Source organism: Anaerobacillus alkaliphilus, assembly GCF_004116265.1.
GTDB classification, from domain to species: Bacteria; Bacillota; Bacilli; order Bacillales; family Anaerobacillaceae; genus Anaerobacillus; species Anaerobacillus alkaliphilus.
This window is the reverse complement of sequence record NZ_QOUX01000046.1, coordinates 52311-69277: the sequence shown is the minus strand read 5'-3', so window position 1 is coordinate 69277 and position 16967 is coordinate 52311. Positions and strand designations below refer to the sequence as shown.

20 protein-coding genes are annotated in these 16967 nt (G+C 37.8%); 14 read left to right on the top strand and 6 right to left on the bottom strand.

The genetic code is table 11. The features are described 5' to 3' along the window. Window positions 1-50 precede the first annotated feature (50 nt). Both DS745_RS15585 and DS745_RS15580 read left to right on the top strand, forming a co-directional pair. A complete protein-coding gene (locus DS745_RS15585) occupies window positions 51-383 on the top strand; it encodes a rhodanese-like domain-containing protein (protein WP_129079168.1) in 333 nt (110 codons plus the stop codon). Between the two features lie 25 nt (window positions 384-408). After that, entirely contained in the window at window positions 409-1086 is a 678-nt protein-coding gene (locus DS745_RS15580; RefSeq protein WP_129079167.1) for an NAD(P)H-dependent oxidoreductase, read from the top strand. A gap of 80 nt (window positions 1087-1166) precedes the next feature. On the opposite strand, the gene DS745_RS15575 is transcribed toward DS745_RS15580, so the two are convergent. Further along, the gene (locus tag DS745_RS15575; RefSeq protein ID WP_129079166.1) at window positions 1167-2405 is read right to left on the bottom strand and encodes an ATP-binding protein; all 1239 of its coding nucleotides are present in this window, start codon (window positions 2403-2405) and stop codon (window positions 1167-1169) included. Window positions 2406-2567: 162 nt separating this feature from the next. Between DS745_RS15575 and DS745_RS24635 the strand changes: the two genes are divergently transcribed. Further along, window positions 2568-2711 (top strand): hypothetical protein, encoded by a 144-nt coding sequence (locus DS745_RS24635; RefSeq protein ID WP_161568283.1) that lies wholly within the window; start codon window positions 2568-2570, stop codon window positions 2709-2711. Between the two features lie 211 nt (window positions 2712-2922). Here DS745_RS24635 and DS745_RS15570 read toward each other — a convergent pair whose 3' ends face one another. Then, window positions 2923-3549, bottom strand: a complete 627-nt coding sequence (locus DS745_RS15570) for an FMN-dependent NADH-azoreductase (RefSeq protein ID WP_129079165.1) — start codon at window positions 3547-3549, stop codon at window positions 2923-2925. Window positions 3550-3646: 97 nt separating this feature from the next. After that, window positions 3647-4081, bottom strand: coding sequence for a MarR family winged helix-turn-helix transcriptional regulator (locus tag DS745_RS15565; protein ID WP_129079164.1), 435 nt, complete (start codon window positions 4079-4081; stop codon window positions 3647-3649). A 172-nt stretch (window positions 4082-4253) separates the two neighbouring features. On the opposite strand from DS745_RS15565, the gene DS745_RS15560 reads away from it, so the two are divergent. Next, entirely contained in the window at window positions 4254-4499 is a 246-nt protein-coding gene (locus DS745_RS15560; protein WP_129079163.1) for a transcriptional regulator SplA domain-containing protein, read from the top strand. Between the two features lie 41 nt (window positions 4500-4540). On the opposite strand, the gene DS745_RS15555 is transcribed toward DS745_RS15560, so the two are convergent. Together DS745_RS15555 and DS745_RS15550 are read right to left on the bottom strand one after the other, a co-directional pair. After that, the gene (locus DS745_RS15555) at window positions 4541-5815 is read right to left on the bottom strand and encodes an MFS transporter (protein ID WP_129079162.1); all 1275 of its coding nucleotides are present in this window, start codon (window positions 5813-5815) and stop codon (window positions 4541-4543) included. An 18-nt stretch (window positions 5816-5833) separates the two neighbouring features. Continuing rightward, window positions 5834-6574, bottom strand: coding sequence for a glycerophosphodiester phosphodiesterase (locus tag DS745_RS15550; protein WP_129079161.1), 741 nt, complete (start codon window positions 6572-6574; stop codon window positions 5834-5836). A gap of 361 nt (window positions 6575-6935) precedes the next feature. Between DS745_RS15550 and DS745_RS15545 the strand changes: the two genes are divergently transcribed. The 4 genes from DS745_RS15545 to DS745_RS24630 all read left to right on the top strand — a co-directional run bounded on the left by DS745_RS15545 (window position 6936) and on the right by DS745_RS24630 (window position 9546). Then, window positions 6936-7919: a sodium:calcium antiporter gene (locus tag DS745_RS15545; RefSeq protein WP_129079160.1), complete on the top strand. Its 984-nt coding sequence runs from the start codon at window positions 6936-6938 to the stop codon at window positions 7917-7919. Window positions 7920-7990: 71 nt separating this feature from the next. Then, window positions 7991-8320, top strand: a complete 330-nt coding sequence (locus DS745_RS15540; protein WP_129079159.1) for a toprim domain-containing protein — start codon at window positions 7991-7993, stop codon at window positions 8318-8320. 13 nt (window positions 8321-8333) lie between these two features. Beyond that, window positions 8334-9335, top strand: a complete 1002-nt coding sequence (gene cuyA / locus DS745_RS15535) for a D-cysteate sulfo-lyase (protein WP_129079158.1) — start codon at window positions 8334-8336, stop codon at window positions 9333-9335. Between the two features lie 70 nt (window positions 9336-9405). Then, a complete protein-coding gene (locus tag DS745_RS24630) occupies window positions 9406-9546 on the top strand; it encodes a hypothetical protein (RefSeq protein WP_161568282.1) in 141 nt (46 codons plus the stop codon). Window positions 9547-9622: 76 nt separating this feature from the next. Here the strand turns inward: DS745_RS24630 and DS745_RS25395 are convergent, their stop codons facing one another. Next, window positions 9623-9757 (bottom strand): hypothetical protein, encoded by a 135-nt coding sequence (locus DS745_RS25395; RefSeq protein ID WP_277750928.1) that lies wholly within the window; start codon window positions 9755-9757, stop codon window positions 9623-9625. A gap of 130 nt (window positions 9758-9887) precedes the next feature. On the opposite strand from DS745_RS25395, the gene DS745_RS15530 reads away from it, so the two are divergent. The 6 genes from DS745_RS15530 to DS745_RS15505 all read left to right on the top strand — a co-directional run bounded on the left by DS745_RS15530 (window position 9888) and on the right by DS745_RS15505 (window position 15678). Beyond that, window positions 9888-11594 (top strand): aldehyde ferredoxin oxidoreductase C-terminal domain-containing protein, encoded by a 1707-nt coding sequence (locus tag DS745_RS15530; protein ID WP_206662935.1) that lies wholly within the window; start codon window positions 9888-9890, stop codon window positions 11592-11594. Continuing rightward, window positions 11584-11823, top strand: a complete 240-nt coding sequence (locus DS745_RS15525; protein ID WP_129079157.1) for a MoaD/ThiS family protein — start codon at window positions 11584-11586, stop codon at window positions 11821-11823. Before DS745_RS15530 ends, DS745_RS15525 begins: the two co-directional genes overlap by 11 nt. A 141-nt stretch (window positions 11824-11964) precedes the next feature. Further along, on the top strand, window positions 11965-12258 hold the full coding sequence (locus DS745_RS15520) for a CC/Se motif family (seleno)protein (RefSeq protein ID WP_129079156.1): 294 nt from the start codon (window positions 11965-11967) through the stop codon (window positions 12256-12258). A gap of 21 nt (window positions 12259-12279) precedes the next feature. After that, on the top strand, window positions 12280-12813 hold the full coding sequence (locus DS745_RS15515; RefSeq protein ID WP_241657844.1) for a DUF8052 family protein: 534 nt from the start codon (window positions 12280-12282) through the stop codon (window positions 12811-12813). After that, window positions 12810-14429, top strand: a complete 1620-nt coding sequence (locus DS745_RS15510) for a carbon starvation CstA family protein (RefSeq protein ID WP_129079154.1) — start codon at window positions 12810-12812, stop codon at window positions 14427-14429. The genes DS745_RS15515 and DS745_RS15510 overlap by 4 nt, the downstream gene beginning before the upstream one ends. 334 nt (window positions 14430-14763) lie before the next feature. Beyond that, window positions 14764-15678, top strand: coding sequence for a nuclease-related domain-containing protein (locus tag DS745_RS15505; protein ID WP_129079153.1), 915 nt, complete (start codon window positions 14764-14766; stop codon window positions 15676-15678). The last annotated feature ends 1289 nt before the right edge of the window (window positions 15679-16967 follow it).

Genomic DNA, 16967 nt, shown 5'->3' with positions numbered 1-16967 from the left:
CGTGAAGGGGTTATTTGTATTAGATAATAAATATAAAGGAGATGATATAATTGTCGATAAAAAAAATTTCGCCAAAGGAACTAATGGATAAACTTAACGAAGATGAGCGTATTTTTTTAGTGGATGTACGAGCGGAAGATAAATATAATACATATCATATTGAGGATGTAAATATAGAAGGAATAAATATTCCTAAAACAATAATTTTTAACTTATCTGATGAGGACTCTATTGAGGAATTACCAGTAGGCAAGGAAATCATTGTCACTTGTTCAACTGGAAATTCAGCTACCAAGTGCGCAGCTATCCTCTCGGCTAAAAATTTTGATGTTGCTGTTTTAGAGGGTGGCATAACTGCATGGAAAGAATATGCAGGTAAATAAATACCGTAGTATGGAAGGAAGTATTATGGAAAGTAAAGAAACGAAAAAGCAACAGATTTTAGAAGCATTTCAATTTAGGCATGCAACGAAGAAGTTTGATCCAGACAAAAAAATATCTGAGGATGATTTTCAATTTATCTTAGAGACAGCCCGATTATCACCAAGTTCAATTGGTATTGAGCCGTGGAAGTTTATCGTCATTCAGAATGAAGAATTAAGAACTAAGTTAAAAGAAGTGACATGGGGGGCCCAAGGACAACTTCCGACTGCCAGTCACTTTGTGGCAATTTTAGCTAGGACAATGTTAGATACCAAGTATGACTCTGACTATATATACGATCACTTGAGGGAGGTCAAAGGCTTTCCTGAAGAAATCATTCCTAGAATTCATGAACGATATAAAGCATTTCAAGAGGACGATCTTCATTTATTAGATAGTGAGCGAACCATGTTTGATTGGGCAAGCAAACAAACCTATATAGCTCTCGCCAATATGATGACAGCAGCCGCACAAATCGGCATAGACTCTTGTCCAATTGAAGGTTTTAATTATGACGCTGTACATCAACTATTTAAGCAAGAAGGACTTCTAGAAGGTGGGCACTTAGATATTTCAGTAATGGTTGCTTTTGGTTACCGTGTGGAAGACCCACGTCCTAAAACAAGAAAAGAGACGGACCAGGTAGTTAAGTGGATTACTTAAACACTAAATGAGCAAGAGCAGAAATTAATCATCATTAATCACAAAAAGTACCCTATACAAGGTAGTATAGGGCACTTTTTTTATGGGGTCGGAATGGTAATAAGGAATGTTGTCCCTTTTCCAACCTGACTAGTCACTTCTATTTTTCCATCTAGTTTATTGATCGTACTAAAGACCATCAACATCCCAAGTCCTGTACCTTCGTGTTTTGTTGAATAGTAAGGTTTTCCTAGCCTCGAAATTTCCTCATTGGACATTCCAATCCCAGTATCTTTAATTTTAATAATGATATTATGATCTTGGCTTGACACATCAATTGAGAGAATCCCACCATTGTCTTTCATTGCTTCAATCGCATTTTTATAAAGATTTAGTAAGCACTGTTGAACTTGGTTTTTATCATATGTTTTAGATAGAGTATTGCTAAAGTTCAATTCAACAGACACTTTATGAAGATTTGCATACGGAGTGATAATATTCTTTACATATTCAGTTTCATCTTTGAAGTTACAGTGAACCATATTTACCGACTGAGGCTTCCCAAAGGCAAGAAAATCACTAACAATTTTTTCAGCACGATTTAATTCTTGTAATGATAACTCAATGTACCATTTTTCTTGTGGAGTTATCGACTCAGATTTATTTAATAGTTGGAGGAAGCCACTTGTAACAGTCAGTGGATTTCTTATTTCGTGAGAGATACTTGCTGATAGTTCACTAATAACGTTCATCTGTTCAGTAGTCACCAATTTATCACGCAATTGACTGTTTGAGATAATTTTCTCTACTAAACAGATAATAATTACAATTCCTACAACATAAATCGTAATAGAATTAATTGAGATGATCCAATATTCGGTATTTAACGTTTCGTAATATCTTGTGAGCGTAATTAGAAAGGTAAAGATGATACCAAAAGCTACTCCCGCTGCACACCAAATTCTCTTCGTGGTATTAAGAGTAAGAAACTTTTTATGAAGTAACGGTACCACCATAAAGATCGCTGTCGAGAGGATAATCGACTGAATTACGCCATTTCCACCAACGATTAGACGGTAAACGATGATGACAAATATTAAAGGGAAGCTTACTTTGTATCCGCCATACAAGGCAGCAATAATAAAGGGAAAATAACGTAAATCAAAGGTGAAACCAAGCTCAAGCGTAATTGGGTAGCTCATGCACAATATCGTTGAAAGAGAGCCAAGTAAGATTAATACTTTTTTATTTCGAAAGGTATATTTGTACTCTAAAACGATTAAATAAACTAATACGGGTAAAAGGAAGATTAGGAAATTAATAAGTAATGTTTCAGTCAATGGAGAACTCCTTTTCTTTGCAGTAATCGTATAGTTTTACTATATCGTTATTAGCAAAAGAATTCTAGCAAAATATCATATAAATTTCCCTAAGACAAGTCTTGAAAATACTAGACTATTTTTAATAAATGGATTTCAACTATTTTGAGGAGGAAAACTATTATGAAGCATACACAACAACCAATCTATTATAACGGGGACAGTATCAATAAAGTTAAATTGATAGAAAGTAAAAATGGATGTATTATTAAGCCCGAAAATGTTGTCCAAACATTAAAGTATCCTTATTTCCCATGTTTAAAGTAGGCTCTTTTCGTAAACATTGTGGTTTTTTCACCCTAAAGTAATCGGAAAAATACCCTAGAATAAATTATCCGCCAATAAAATGTAAGAAAAGAGCAATACTTACTAACTTAGTTGTGAATTCTTAGTATTTTTAAAGCAACAAACTTTGCGAAAACAGCCTTAAAGTAAAAAGGTACATAGGGTTATTTCCTCCCTGTGTACCTTTCTCATTTTAGTAATTTTTCGCAATTGAGGCTGCTTTATCAAGTCCTTCGGAAATAATTGCTTCAGATTGATCTGGAAACTGATTGTGTCCTTCTATTATTACCGTTGTAATATCGGTAACTCCCCAAAAGTGTAACATGTTCGTAATGAAATTAACGGCCATTTCAGCGCTCTGAGCCGGTCCTTCCGAATACACGCCACCTCGTGCATTCAGAAGAACAACTTTCTTATCGTTAAGCAAGCCAACTGGACCTTCTGCTGTATACCTGAAAGTTTTGCCTGCTTGGGCCAAGTAATCTAAATATGTGTGCAAAACAGCTGGTACAGTAAAATTCCATAACGGGAACGCAAACACGACCTTATCTGCAGCAAGAAATTGATCTAAATACTTTGTGACTAGGTTGGTTGCTTCTTCTTCTGAAGGTGTTAGTTCAATTCCCTTAGATACTTTAAACATGCCGTTAATCATGTCAGTATTGTAATAGGGTAGGTTTTCTCTAAATAAATCAAGTTCTGTTACTGTATCTTCTGGATTTGCAGCCAGGTAATTTTCTAGAAAAGAATAGTATAGCTTAACGCTAACAGACTGCTCAATCGGTCTTGAATTTGCCTTGATAAATAATACATTTGCCATCTGGTAAAACCTCCAATAGTTTATGATAACAGTTGCTATAGCAACCAAGTGGTTAGATGTTTAGTTGTTGTAGCAACATTTGTAGGGTAGGCCAGAACTACAGGGTAGTTCGGACATTCTCATTGATGATTGAAAGTAATCTTTCAAGTTCAAAAAGTTCTTCTTTTGATATTCCATTAGTAATGATCTGGTTAAATTCTGCGGCGATAGGCGTCACTTGGTTCTCGAGATCTCTACCACACGGGGTAAGGTAAAGCTTAACTGAACGACGGTCGTCAGTACAAGGAATTCGTTTAATAAATCCCTTTTTCTCAAGGTTTGAAGCCATCCTAGCTATATTCGTTTTATCCTTATTCAATTTTTCTACTAACTGATTTTGAGTAATACCGTCTTTTTCCCATAATAACATCATGATAAGATTTTGTTCAGGTGCTAAGTTATACGGGTCTAGCTTAGCCTTAATAAGGCCGGTAAGTAACAAGTCAGTTTTATGAATTTTAATACCTATGTGATCATGGAAAGTTAGTTTCAAGAAGACCCCTCGCTTTTTAGTTGCTATACATACTAAATACAAACGTTAGTATAATCAAAAATTATTGTAGCTGTCAACAAACACGCTTTGAATTTGTTTTTAGTAATTAACATATTTTTCTCTTCTAGCGTAAAAAATACACATAGTGTCATAATGAAAGGGTGAGAAAACAATGAATACCATTGATCCAAAGGATGTAAAGCCAGGGGATGAAGTACACGTGATCTATCATAATCCACATACCGCAACAGTAGCTAATATTGTTCCAGCTGAAATTGTTCAACATCCAAAAGATCCTAATAAAGTCGCTCTTTTTTTGCATGAAACGTTTCATACAATTGAAGATGATGATGCTTTATTTTCTTCTGAAGAGGCTGCAGAAGCTGCATATCAAGAGTTATACGGAGAAGAAGGCTAGAATAGGGGAGGGAAAACTCCCCTATTTCTTGCTTCACTTATTTAAGTTCCCTTAGGTGTCGTCTTTGTAACAATGTTACTACCTTTTTTTAGGAAATAAAAGGCGATGACAAAGCTAACTGCTGCACCATAAAAGAGGGCAGGATGGGAGAATACGTCCATAAGTAATCCTAATATTCCGGGTGCAATGATAGCTGAGGCCATTGAAAACAAATAATATAAGCCAGTAAAAAAGCCAATTTTACTTTTTCCACCTAAGTCTGCAACTAAGGGGTATGCTTGAACATTAATACAAGCCCAAGCCAAGCCACCTAAAAACAAAACGATTTGTAGCAAAAGTACCTCATTGATGTTTGGAAAAACCTCATCAATCATAGGCAAGAAAGGGATACAAATAAAAACCATCGGTAAAAGAATTAACCCGATTAACATCATTGGGGTTTTCCCTCGTTTACTACCTAATAGTCCAGCAGGAATGGCAAATAAAACAAAAGCTAAGCTGAAAAAACCTAATGTAAATCCCGCCGTACTTTCTGCCATTTCTAGATGCTCAACAGCATAAACTGTAAACAGTGCTTCTACACCGGTATAGCCAATAAAGTACACAAAAATCGCAATTAAAATAAATAAATGACCTCTAAATTCAGGCTTCTTTAATTGTCGAAGTCCCTCAAAAAAAGAGTTCGAAGCTTGCGTTTCCTCTAATTCATCTTTCGTACTACTCACATAAGGTGGGTGTCGATCAACAGTAAAATAAAGGAAAAGAAATGCTAAAAAAAGTAGTAGGCCTGCAACTATAAACGGATAGGTACGATCAATACCGTAAAGAGTTGATAAACCGAATAAAGCGATAATTGCCCCGACGCCACCCATAAAATTAATAATTCCGTTTGCTGTAGAACGTTTTTCTGAAGGAGTATGATCAGGCATTAGAGCGATAATTGGTGCTCTGTAAATTGTCATAGCAAGTAGGAAAATGATATCAATAACCAAAAGCACCCAAAGTGCAACTGCTGCTCCATAAGGGATGATGACAAAAAAGATCGCAGCTAAAGGCATTCCAATGACTAAGAAAGGAAGCCTATTACCGATTTTTGTATTCATTCGATCAGACCATGCACCGATAATTGGGATTAAAAGAACCGCAAGTAAGTTATCAAGCCCCATAATAGCACCACGAATTGCTCGACTTTCGATGTAATCACCTAGAATAAGAGGCATATAGGCATTATAAAACGTCCAAATAAGCATTAGTGCAAAGAAACCACTACCAATGACAAATATCTTCCCGTAGGAGAATGGTTTATTAGCTATCATCTTCTTACCTCCAGCACGTTAGCGCTCAGTCATTGTCGTACGTATTTTAAAAGCTTTTTCTGGCCAATCGGTAATAATAGCGGAACATCCTCCGCTTATTAATGCTTGAATATGATGATCTTCGTTTACTGTAAATGGTCGAACAGGAGTACCTGCTTTAGCAGCGCCAATGATAAGTTCAGGTACAGCTACTGCTAAGAAACAATGTAAACCGCTGGCTCCGATCCCTTTTGCATAGTTCCAAGGTTCGTAAAGACCTTCCATGAATAGGATTGCTGTTTCTATTTCACTATTAAGTTGATTTATTTCTACTAAACTATAATGATTAAACGAGGAAATAATTACGCGATCCATTAAGTTAAATTGTTCAACTAATTCTAGAACTTTTTTTTCAATGTCGGGGTACCTTACGATGCCATTTTTTAGCTCAATATTTAGAATTAGTTGCGTACCAGAAACCCATTGAAGCACTTCTTGTAAAGTTGGAATTCGTGCTGTCGAAAAGGAAGGGGAAAACCAACTCCCAGCATCGAGTTGCTGAAGCTCCGCAAGTGTGAGATCTTTAACCCAACCTGTTCCATTCGTCGTTCGTTCAACCGTCTCATCATGAATAACTACCGGAATAAAATCTTTTGTAAGTTGAACATCTAACTCAATACCGTCAGCACCAGCGTCTAAAGCTGCTTGAAATGCATCCATTGTATTTTCTGGATGCGTCCCTGCAGAACCTCTATGAGCAAATATTAATGTCTTGTTCATTACTTAAAACACCTCTTTATTATGTTGTTTTGTTACAATTCGCCTAGTGACAAACATTCCCCTTCATTAATTGAGAAACTTTACAAATAATTTACAGAAACATTGCGAAAATCCAAAACTAAAACAATTGACGCGTTTTTAAAGGTGTGATACATTTATTACGACAAAAGAATAAGCCCAAAAAGGGGAGTAGCGACCAAACGGTTAATGAATCGTCAATTCGGTGAATGTATTCACTCGGTTCATTAAGCTTTGTGTTTTACAAAGTACGCAAGACCTTTTTATGAAAGAGCTTTTATTTCGAGAGCTTTTTCATAAAAGGGTCTTTTTCTATTTTCGCAAACTTAGGGGGAATGTATTCATGGTCTTTGTCTTATTTATCTTAGCAGCAACAATCACAGTAATCGCAGCGGTGAAGCTCTCAACCTATGCAGATGTACTTAGTGAGCGTACGTCATTAGGGGGCTTACTGATCGGAACCATATTTCTAGCGGGGGCTACATCGTTACCTGAGGTGACAACAAGTTTGACAGCGATTGGTATTAACAATCCCGATTTAGCAGTGGGAAATGTATTGGGAAGTAATCTATTTAACTTATTAATTATAGCTAGCTTTGACCTTTACTTCCGAAAAAAACAAATTTTTAAAGGTGCATCAGAAAGTAACGTTTATACAGTTTACCTAGGAATGCTGTTGACATTTCTTGTATTTGTCGCGCTAACTTTAAAGTTACCATATACTATTTTAGGAATTGGGCTAGATTCGTTGATTTTGTTAGCTGTTTATGTTGGTGGTATGTACTTACTATCTAAAAAAGCGTCCAGCACAGAAATGGAAGTAGCTGAAGAAAAAGAATTGCCAGAAACTACTGTTTCATTAAAAAAAGCCATTACTGGCTTTGGAATAGCGGCTGTGGTCATCTTAATTACAGGTAGTGCGTTATCTATTACTGGGGATAAAATAGCAGTAATTACTGGTTTAGGTTCTAGTTTTGTAGGAAGTTTTTTAATTGCTGCGAGTACATCGTTACCCGAGGCAGTTTCTGTGCTAATTGCTATTAAACTACGAAATTATAATCTAGCAATTGGATCAGTCCTTGGAAGTAATTTATTTAATATTTTAATATTAATAGGTGCTGATGTATTTTACGGTCCAGCAACAATTATTGGTGCTGTTTCCTCTGTACATGAAATTACAGCTATCGCGACGTTTGTATTAAGTATTATTGTTCTTTATTCGTTAGTTCGCTTTAAGTTGCCAAGATTTCAAACCGCTTATTGGCTACCTTCGGCTGTACTCGTAGCCGTTTACTTTGTATCTAGCTATTTAATTTTTACTCATTAAGGCAATTTTCCAATTGTTAGGATTAATGGTACTATAGAATTATATTTCTAAGTACCAAAGGGTGAAATGGTATGGTAGACAAGGTAATTATTGTTGAGGGAACGAGTGATCGCAAGAAAGTGAAGCAAGTCCTTGCTGAACAAGTGAACATCATATGTACGTATGGTACGTTAAGTGAAGAAAAGCTAGAACAGTTAATCTTACCTGTTGAAGAACTTGATGTATATATACTGGTCGATGCCGATGAATCTGGTGAAAAGCTTAGGAAGCAGCTAAAACGAGAGTTGCCAAACGCGACTCATTTATTCACTGAAAAAGTCTATGGCCAAGTTGAAACAACACCATTAGATGTTCTTGCTAAAATCTTAAGTGAGTATTTTGAAGTGAAAAATGGTAATTGAAAGGAGAATTCATTTGAATTTTAAACATTTTCCAAGGAATCAATATACCCAATTTCAAACACCGCTAGAAAAAGCGTCACGTTTTTCTCAGGCCATAGGAGGTCCAAATGTCTATCTAAAAAGAGATGACCTACTCGGCTTAACAGAAGGCGGAAATAAAACGAGGAAGTTAGAGTTTCTTATTGCAGACGCCGAAAAGCAAGGTGCTGACACAGTCATCACAGCTGGAGGTATTCAGTCAAACCACTGTAGGTTAACGTTAGCGGCATGTGTTAAGGAAAATATGAAGTGTATGTTAGTACTAGAGGAAAATGAAGTATCACAGTTTCATACAGATTCGAATGGAAACTTTCTCCTTTATCAATTATTAGGAACAGAGTCAATGGTAATTGTTCCAAATGGAACAGATGTCTATGAAAAAATGAGGGAACTTGCCGAACAAGTAAAAGAAATGGGGCGGACCCCTTATGTCATTCCAATTGGTGGATCTAATGTGACCGGAGCAACTGGCTACGCTGCCTGTGCTGAAGAAATAGTTCAACAGGGAAGAGAACAGGGAGTACGTTTTGATTATGTCGTGTGTGCAAGTGGTAGTGGTGGCATGCATGCAGGATTAGTTGCTGGGTTTCTTGGCTTAGATTACGACACTAAGGTAATTGGAATAAATGTAAGCAGGAACAAACTCGAACAAGAAGGTAAGGTTTATCAGTTAACAAAGGAAACAACAACACATCTTGGAGTTGAAAAAAGCCTCAAACGCGAAATGATTACTTGTTTTGATGAGTATGTCGGTCCTGGTTACGCATTACCAACAGAGGGAATGGTTGAGGCGGTAAAACTTGTGGCAAGTACGGAAGCGGTTTTGCTAGACCCTGTTTATACAGGGAAAACGATGGCAGGTCTCATTGACCTATCTAGAAAACACTTTTTTAATTCAAATGATAACGTTTTGTTTGTTCATTCTGGTGGAACACCCGCTGTTTATGCATATGCTCCTCTTTTTTTGAAAATTTGATTTTTGAATACATCTGGACTCTTTGACAAATGCTAGGAAAGGTTAGCATATTTGTCTGGAGGTTGTATAAATGAAGCAAAAAGATCATAACGAAGTACCAAAAACTAAGCAAAAATCAATACAAACAACAGAACAGCAAAACGTAGAGGAAACTTCTGCGCAAACAGATGGTTTCCGATACGACTATGATGATAGTTCTGACGTAGATTGAGTGATTCTTATAAGACAAGACAGGCGCATAGACCATAGAGTCTATGCGCCTGTTAGTTTTTCTCCGTACCCATTTACTACCTTTTTCCCTTTACAAACCCCTTCTGCTTTGCTAAAAGCAGCTTAGCCTCGTTATAAGAAAGACCGGACTTGGAATTGAGCCGTTTCACTTCTTCAATATCTGTTCCTGCGATTGTTTTCTTATCTGTCATCATAACACCCCTTTAAAGCTAGTTTGAGGTGCTTTGTGTAAAATATACAGAGTAAAGAATGTACAAATGTTTTGTCTAGGGATTAGAATAGAAATAATGAATTATCCAGTGAATAGGGAGGGATTGTCAATTGAAGATCTTAAAAATAGATATGAATAAGCTAACGGTTAAAGAGGAAGATGGGACTAATTATTCGAGGTTGGGTGGTAGGGCTCTAACATCAAAAATAATTCATGACGAAGTCCCAGCTACGTGTCATCCGCTAGGAGCTCACAATAAATTAATTTTTGCTACTGGCTTGTTAACTGGTTCAGGAGCTTCTAGTGCTGACCGATATTCGGTCGGAGCAAAAAGTCCATTAACAGGTGGAATAAAAGAAGCTAACGCAGGTGGCATAACTGGACTGACCCTAGGAAAGCTCGGGATTAAAGCGTTGGTATTTGAGAATATACGGGACGATTTTAAGATTATTCACCTATCTAAAGATGGTGTGCAATTTGCAGATGCAACACCAATTTTAGGGAAAGACCTGAGTGAGACAGCTACGTGGTTACGAGACTCCTATGGAAAACACGTTGCTGTTTGGCTAATTGGTGTTTCAGGCGAACAAAAAATGAATCTTGCCGCAATTGCAGGACAAGACAAAGACGGTGAGCCAACTCGTTTTAACGGAAGAGGAGGTTTAGGCGCAGTAGCTGGTTCAAAAGGAATAAAAGCAATTGTCATTGATGCTAGTGGTGTGGAAAAGAATAGACCGAAAGATAAAGAACGCTTTAGACAGGCGTTAAAGCAATACCATAGTTGGTTAATGGAAACTCCAGGGACGGCAAAGGTACTCCCAGAACTCGGAACTGCTGCTCTAGTAGAAACAACAAATGCCTTAGGCGCGCTTCCAACTAGAAATTTTTCAATAGGCTCGATGGAAGACTATAAAAATATTACAGGAGAAACGCTACGGAAAACGATCATGGAACGGGGAGGAGAAGGCACACCAACACATGCCTGCATGCCTGGCTGTATCATCCGTTGTTCGAATGTGTATGTAAATAAAGCTGGAAAAAAAGTGACTGGACCAATCGAATACGAGAATATTGGGTTACTAGGATCAAATCTTGATATTAGTGATCTAGACGATATAGCAGAATTAAACCGTCTTTGTAATGAATATGGGATAGACACAATTGAAACAGGTGGAGCATTAGGAGTATTAATGGCACAGAATGTCATCTCTTTTGGCGATGCTAAAGCGGCAATAGAAGCATTGCATGAAGTTAAAAAAGGCAGCCCACTAGGTAGAATTATTGGCAGCGGTGCTGATATTATCGGGAAAATTTATGGTGAACCCCATGTTCCGACAGTGAAAGGTCAAACGATGCCAGCGTATGATCCTAGGGCCGTGAAAGGGTTAGGTGTGACCTATGCGACTTCGCCAATGGGGGCAGACCATACAGCAGGTCAAACTGTACGAGTGCAAATTAATCATCACGCACCTGAGGGGCAGGTAAATGTATCCAAAAATGCCCAAACTGTTAATACGATTTGGGATCACTTAGGGATGTGCATGTTTAGTTCAGGCGCAGTACAAAATCGTTGGGATATCTTAGCTGACTTAGTATCAGGCTATAGCGGCGAGCCATTTACCGGGGATGATATGTTAAAAATAGCAAACGAAACGTTAAAGCTAGAACACACTTTTAATCGCAGGGCAGGATTTACGAAGGCTCAAGATAAATTACCAGATTATTTCTATGAAGAAGAAAACAAAGCTAGCAAAACGGTATTTGATGTTCCTGCGAATGAATTAGAGACAATTGGTGTTACTAGAAATGACCTATAAAAATAAAATGATAGTTAAGGTAGTTTCGTTTATCCCTTATCTAGATATTATTCAAGAAGAGTATTACTTGGAACAAACACTATCAATTGGAGAATTTTTAGTAACTCTTGGATTAAAATGGGATGAAGACGCTTTAGTAGTTGTTAATAGAGTTATCTGTAGTGATGAAGCTAAAAAGCTACAAGACGGTGATGTTATTGAACTGCTTATTCCATTATCAGGTGGATAAAAACGCTGGGGATGAACCCTGGCGTTTATTTTTTTAGAAAAATATTGGAAAAAATTGATATAATTGTTATAATTTTTTTAAAATTTAAATAATAAAATAATAGGAGTGTAAAAAAACCTTTTTGCTTAGGTGGTGTTTGAATTGTCATTAACAATTAGCATTAATGATGAAGCAAGAAGCTGGATCGAGAAAAAAGGAGGGTTCTTAACAGTCAAAACGCTTAAAGCTGCTGGGTGTTGTGGCGGTGGACCAATCGAATTGGCAACTGATTTTGGAAAACCAGAAGATGTGAATTTTTTTGAAGAAATTACGTTAGATAATCTTACCATATTTGTTCAAAAAGGAATTCCTACTAAGGACAATCAGCTTACATTAAAGCTTTCAGGCATTGGATTTTTTAAGCATATAACCGCGCTAGGGATTTCTCGTTTTTAAGAAAGGATGGATGGAATGCTAATGACGCAGCAAACAATGAAACACTATATCAATGAAATTATGAATAAATATGTCGTATTTTTTGATGTTTATCGAGGAGACAAAATCGGACAGACACCACTAGCGTTTTCTGCATTGTATAAACGTAGAGATGAGAAATACTTAATTACGAAGACGATTAAGGTATGGGGGATTGAAAATCAGCAATGTGTATTCGCTGCGACTAGAGAGGAACCCCTAACTAAAGAGTTTATCCAACAGTTTGAAAGAGATATAAGGGAAAACATCAATTCGTATGTTGCTCATCATAAGGAACATATGTCAACGATTTTCCTAGGGGTTGTCGTTACTGATCAGCCTGTAACAGAGGCATTCATTAAGGGGGTGAGGAAATATCGAAAAGTAAAATTCATTAAGTACGGAATGCACGGGTGGGCGGAACTATACCTAGCAATTGTCGATTTACATGCAGAAAAAGTTTATGTCCATCGCAAGGGTGATACCTATGTGGAACCATTTTTAAAATCGTTATTGAAAAAGGAGGAACAAACTTGAACTTATTACTTTTATTAGCTATAGCTGGAAGCGTTTTCATTTTTGCCTATTATACGTATGGGAAGTATATCGAAAACAAATTACGTATTGATCCAAATAAAGAGACTCCCGCCAATACAATGTATGATGGCGTAGACTATGTTCCGGCGAAAAAACCAGTTTTATTAGGACACCACTTTGCGACGATTGCTGGTGGAGGACCTATTGTTGGTCCGATAACCGCGGTAGTATTTGGATGGGTTCCAGCTGTACTTTGGATTATCTTTGGAAGTATTTTTGTTGGGGGAGTTCATGATTACACTTCCCTGCAGGCCTCAATCCGACACAGAGCACAATCAATTGGAACCATTATTAAAGAGTATATCGGTAAAAGAGGTCAGGTCTTATTCCTTACGTTTTCAATTGCAACTTTGATCTTAATTGTTGGTGTGTTTATCATTCTAGTTTCTAACACATTTGTTGCATACCCATCTGCAGCAACTGCGTCCGTAGTCTTCTTAGGAATTGCAATCATTTTCGGTTTTCTAGTCAATCAATTAAAAATGAATTTAGTATCTGCGAGTGTCTTAGGAATTATCGCCATGCTGTTAGCGGTTTGGGTTGGTTTAGCGTTCCCGTTATCACTAAGTGCATCAGTGTGGTCTTTAATCCTATTAGCATATGCGTACGCTGCATCAGTCCTACCGGTTTGGGTACTGTTACAACCGCGTGATTACTTAAATGCGTTTCTTTTATATGGAATGATTATTGGTGGAGCAGTGGGGATCCTTTTTGCGAATCCGACACTTATCTATCCAGCATTCACAGGTTTCCATAACCCTACATTAGGGTTCTTGTTCCCAATATTATTTATTACAATTGCTTGTGGAGCAATTTCAGGTTTCCACTCACTTGTATCATCTGGGACAACAGCTAAGCAATTAGATAATGAGAAAAATGGGAAGTTTATCGCTTACGGATCAATGTTACTTGAAGGTTTCTTAGCTATTATTGCGATTGGTTCAGTTGCTTACTTAACGCAAGCGGAGGCTGCTACTCGATTAGCTGAGTTAGGTGGACCGATTGGTGCATTTGCGGCAGGTGTTGGTTTCTTCATGTCTCATTGGGGAATTAGTCAAGCAGTGGCAACGTCTTTTGTTGCATTAACTGCATCGGCGTTCCTATTAACAACACTTGACTCTGCGACTCGCCTAGGGCGATATGCTGTTCAAGAGTTAGCCGAGCAAAAAATGCCTGGTTTAGCAAAGAGTAACCACCTTTCTACAGTTATCGTGTTAGTAGGTGCTGGAGCGTTAGCTCTTTCAGGAACTTGGAGTTCGGTTTGGCCATTATTCGGTTCAGCGAACCAAATGTTAGGAGCCCTTGCGTTACTAGCAATTACTGCTTGGTTAACCAAAATTGGTGTAAAAGCATACTTCACAGCTATCCCAATGGTTTTCATGTTCATTGTAACAATTTCTGCGTTAATGCTTTTAATGTACAATAATTTTCTAGCCCAAAAGTATTTCTTAGCAGTTTCTGCGTTCGTATTATTTGTTCTTTGTATCTTCTTAATAATCGAAGCTTGGAGAGCATTAATGCCACCAAAAGATAAGGATCGTTCGGTAAAGGCATAGTCATTTAGTAAAAGGGGAACTCAATTTCATTGAGTTTCCTTTTTTTAGTTAAAGAGGACGTTAGTTTTTATTATTTTCACTTTTATTATCAGGTATGTTATTCTCACGTCGATAACGTTGACAGTCTAACTTTAAGCAATTGCCTGTCACGTGATTCCCGTATTTTTTTCGAAAAATTTCAAGGCAATAACATTTATCAGGCTTGCTCATAAGTATGGCTCCTTCTGGAAGTATTTAAGCTTACTTTACAACAATGTTTTAGAAAAGAAAATTAATTTGAATTTCTACTAGTTTATGATTATATTATTCTTAGAATGTGAAAGGAGGAACAGGTATGGATGTAATTAAACATCGAACGAGATCAGATGACTTTAAAATACTTACGTCTTTGTATAATCGAGGTGATTTATCGGACAATGAAAAATGTAATTATTTGAATGCTGAGAAGGGACTTGAAGGTGAACAAAATTTTGATCATCTACTTAGCCACAAACTTTCAGAACATGAATGCTTGATTTTGCATGATTTGCTGCTAGAGTATAAGAACTCCTTTTTTCAAATTGATACATTAGTTTTAACTCCGCAAAAAATGTACAACCTTGACGTTAAATACTCTGAAGGTGTCTACTACATTGATGATGATCATTGGTACTTTGATTCTGGCAAGGAGATTAAAAACCCCGTACACCAACTTAACCGCTGTGAAACCCTTTTTAGGCAGTGGCTTTCAGCTCACAATATTACAATCCCAGTAGAATCTTACCTCATCTTTAATAACCCTGAATTTACTTTGTTTCAAGCCCCAAGAGATCTTCCGATTATCCTACCTACTCAATTAAATATGTTTTTAAAAAAATTCGTGAAAACAACGTCTAAAATTACCAACAAGCACCGAGAGATAGCCAATCTCATTCATGCTAATCACTCTACAAAATACCCCTTTAATAAATTACCCAGTTATACATATGACCAATTAAAAAAAGGTGTCATTTGCGCAAAGTGTAACTCATTCCAAGATGCTCTTTCTAGTAGAAAATTAGTTTGTAAGACATGCGGCACCGTTGAAAAAGTTGAAGTGGCACTAATGCGAAGTGTTGAAGAGTATAACTTACTGTTCCCAGATAGAAAAATAACAGTTGGTGCCATTCAAGAGTGGTGTAAGATCATTAAGTCAAGAAAAGCGGTGAGGGTAGCTTTACAGAGAAATATGAGGATGGTTAGGTTTGGAAAACATTCTTATTATGAATAGTGCTATGAAAAATAACATAGGTTGACTAGCGTTACGAAAAAAGAAAAGAGTCGCTCAAAAGGAAACGCAAGAAGATCTTGCGTGCCCTAAAAGAGAGGAGAGTCTCTGTTTAGGTAACGCAAGAAGATTTAGCGTTCCCTAAAAGAGAGGAGGGTCTCTGCTGAGGTAACGCAAGGAGCTTTTGCGTTCCCTAAAAGAGAGGAGAGTCTCGCAAAGAGGAAACGCAAGAAGCTCTTGCGTGACCAAAAGGAGAAGAGAGTCTCGCAAAAGGAAACGCAAGAAGCTCTTGCGTGACCAAAAGGAGAGGCGAGACTCTCAAAAGGAAACGCAAGGAGCTCTTACGTGACCAAAAGGAGAAGAGAGTCTCGCAAAAGGAAACGCAAGAAGCTCTTACGTGACCAAAAGGAGAGACGAGACTCTCAAAAAGTAACGCAAGAAGCTCTTGCGTTACCAAAAGGAAGGGGGAGTCTCCAAAAAGGAAACGCAAGGAGCTCTTACGTGACCCAAAGGAGAGGAGAGACTCTCAAAAGGTAACGCAAGGAGCTCTTACGTGACCAAAAGGAGAGGAGAGACTCTCAAAAGGTAACGCAAGGAGCTCTTACGTGACCAAAAGGAGAGGCGAGACTCTCAAAAGGTAACGTAAGGAGCTCTTACGTGACCAAAAGGAAGGGAGAGCCTACAAAAAGGAAACGCAAGGAGCTCTTACGTGACCAAAAGGAGAGGCGAGACTCTCAAAAGGAAACGCAAGGAGCTCTTACGTGACCCAAAGGAGAGGAGAGACTCTCAAAAGGTAACGCAAGGAGCTCTTACGTGACCAAAAGGAGAGCCTACAAAAAGGTAACGCAAGAAGCTCTTGCGTTACCAAAAGGAAGGGTGAGTCTCCAAAAAGGAAACGCAAGGAGCTCTTACGTGACCAAAAAGGAGAGGCGAGACTCTCAAAAAGTAACGCAAGGAGCTCTTACGTGACCAAAAGGAGGGCGAGACTCTCAAAAAGTAACGCAAGGAGCTCTTACGTGACCAAAAGGAGGGAGAGTCTCCAAAAAGGAAACGCAAGGAGCTCTTCCGTGACCCAAGAGAGGGGAGAGACTCACAAAAGGAAACGCAAGGAGCTCTTACGTGACCAAAAGGAGAGGCGAGACTCTCAAAAAGTAACGCAAGGAGCTCTTACGTGACCAAAAGGAAGGGAGAGTCTACCAAAAGGTAAGGAAAGGAGCTCTTCCCTTGACAGACGTAACTATTCTAATGGGAATTCACTCGCCTATTTATTTTAACCGTTGTGAAAAAATAGC